The 2,325-nt window shown below is 75.0% G+C and carries 1 protein-coding gene; it reads right to left on the reverse strand.

Annotation, left to right across the window (positions count from 1 at the left end; translation table 11 throughout):
- Positions 1 to 2,325: condensation domain-containing protein (locus tag AQJ11_RS11515; RefSeq protein WP_159061649.1), on the reverse strand; the 2,325-nt coding region annotated here is incomplete at both ends.

Consider the following 2,325-nt stretch of genomic DNA (forward strand, 5'->3'; position numbering starts at 1 on the left):
GTGTAGACGTCGGTGCCGTCGGCGGTCGCCGTGTCGTAGTCGGCGTGGAAGAGCATGCCCTGCTGGAGCGGGGTGATGGGCAGGACGTCGGCCAGGACGCTTCCGGCGTCGGCGAGTTCGGCCTCGTACGCCTCGATCTCCTCCTGGGCCAGGTCGACCAGCGGCAGGTCGGAGGGGGTACGGCCGCCCGTGGCCGGGGCGTGCCGGCCGAGCAGTTCCAGCGCCCGGAACCAGGTGCCGGCGAGGTCGTGCACGTCCTCCTCGGCCACCGCGTCCCCGGCCCACGCCCAGTTGGCGATCAGGTGGGGTCCGTCGGGGCGGTCCTCGGTCGCCGGGGTGACGTCGATCAGGTGCGGCAGCGGCATGCCCGGGTGGGCGCCGGTGCCGACGACCCCGTCCCCGCCGACGGGCTGCCACGGCCGGTCCTCGCGGGCGTCGAAGCGGCCCATGTAGTTGAAGCCGATCTGGGGCCGCGGGTGGCGGGCGAGGACACGGGCGGCGTGCGGATTGAGGTAGCGCAGCAGGCCGAAGCCGACGCCCCGGTCGGGCAGGGCGTGCAGCTGTTCCTTGATCCGCTTCAGGACGGCGCCCAGCGCGGGGCCGCCCGCCCACAGCTCGGACCAGTCGACGGCGCCGATGTCCAGGCGGACCGGGAAGGCGCTGGTGAACCAGCCGACCGTGCGGGACAGGTCCAGGTCGTCGCCCAGCTGCTCCCGGCCGTGTCCCTCCAGCTCGATCAGGGTCTGCGCGTGGTGGGTGTGGCCGTGCCGGCGGCGCCAGTCCGCGACGGCGAGGGCGAGCCCGGTGAGCAGGACGTCGTTGATCTCGGCGTGGAAGGCCGCCGGCACCTCGGTGAGCAGCGGCGCGGTGGCCGCGGGGCCCAGCTCCAGGCGCAGGGTGCGCATCGTGCCGTGGACGTCCCGGGCGGGGTCCGCGCGGCGGGTGCCGACCAGCGGGTCGGGGCCCGCCAGCTGCCGCTGCCACACGGCGAGTTCGGCGCCGCGCACCTGGGTGCGGGCCTGCTCGGCGAGGAGCGCGGACCAGCCGCGGTACGAGGTGCCGACCGGGTCGAGCGCCGGGGCACGGCCCTCGGCGAGGGCGCGGTAGGCGGCTTCCAGGTCGGGCAGCAGCACGCGCCAGGACACGCCGTCCACGACGAGGTGGTGGGCGCACAGCACCAGCCGGGCGGTGTCCGCGCCGGGCGGGGCGGTGAGCAGCACGGCCTGGATCATGACCGCGCGGGCGGGGTCGAGGCGGGCGCGGGCGGCGGCGGCCTGCCGTTCGGCGCGGGCCGGGTCGTCCTTGCCGTCCGGTTCGGCGACGGCGACCAGCGACACACCGTCCGAGGCGCCGGGGGCGAGGACCTCCATGTGCCACAGGCCGGGCGCCGGTTCGGTGGCCCGGGTGCGCAGGGCGTCGTGGTGGTCCACCACGGCGTGCAGGGCCGCGTCGAGCAGTACAGCGTCGAGCCCGGCGGGCACGCCGACGACGACGTGCTGGCTGTACTTGACCACCGGCCCGGTCAGCGTGCCGGTCTCCTCGTGCAGCTGGGCCATGATCGGGGTCAGTTCATACGGCCCCACCCCGTCGTCCTCGCTCGCCGCGGCGCGCGCGTCGAGGCTGCCGGCGGCGCGGGCGAGGGCGGTGACCGACTTGTGCTCGAAGACGTCGCGGGTGGTCAGGGCGAGCCCGGCGGCACGGGCCCGGCTGACCAGCTGGATGGAGCGGATGCTGTCACCGCCGAGCGCGAAGAAGTCCTCGTCCACGCCCACCTCGGTGACCCCGAGGACATCGGCGAAAATCTCGGACAGGACCCGCTCACGGTCGTTGCCCGCCACCCGCTTCACCTCCTGCCCGGCCAGCGCCGGCCGGGGCAGCGCCTTGCGGTCCAGCTTGCCGTTGGCCGTCAGCGGCAGCGCCTCCAGCACCAGCCAGGACGCCGGGATCATGTAGGCGGGAAGCAGTTGGGCCAGCTCGGCACGGACCCGGACCGCGTCCACGCCGGGTCCGGTGAGGTAGCCGACCAGGCGGGGGTTGCCGGAGGCGTCGGGCAGCACGGCCACCGCCGCGTCCGTCACACCCTCCAGGGAACGGATGACCGACTCGATCTCCCCCGTCTCCACCCGGCGGCCCCGGATCTTGACCTGGTGGTCACGCCGCTCGATGAACTCCAGCCGACCGTCCGCCCGCTGCACCACCCGGTCCCCGGTGCGGTACATCCGCGCACCCACGGGACCGAACGGATCCGCCACGAACGTGCCCGCCGTACGCGCCGGATCGTCCAGATACCCCCGGCCGACACCCGCCCCACCGACGTACAGCTCA

Source organism: Streptomyces corchorusii (assembly GCF_001514055.1).
Lineage (GTDB): Bacteria > Actinomycetota > Actinomycetes > Streptomycetales > Streptomycetaceae > Streptomyces > Streptomyces olivaceoviridis.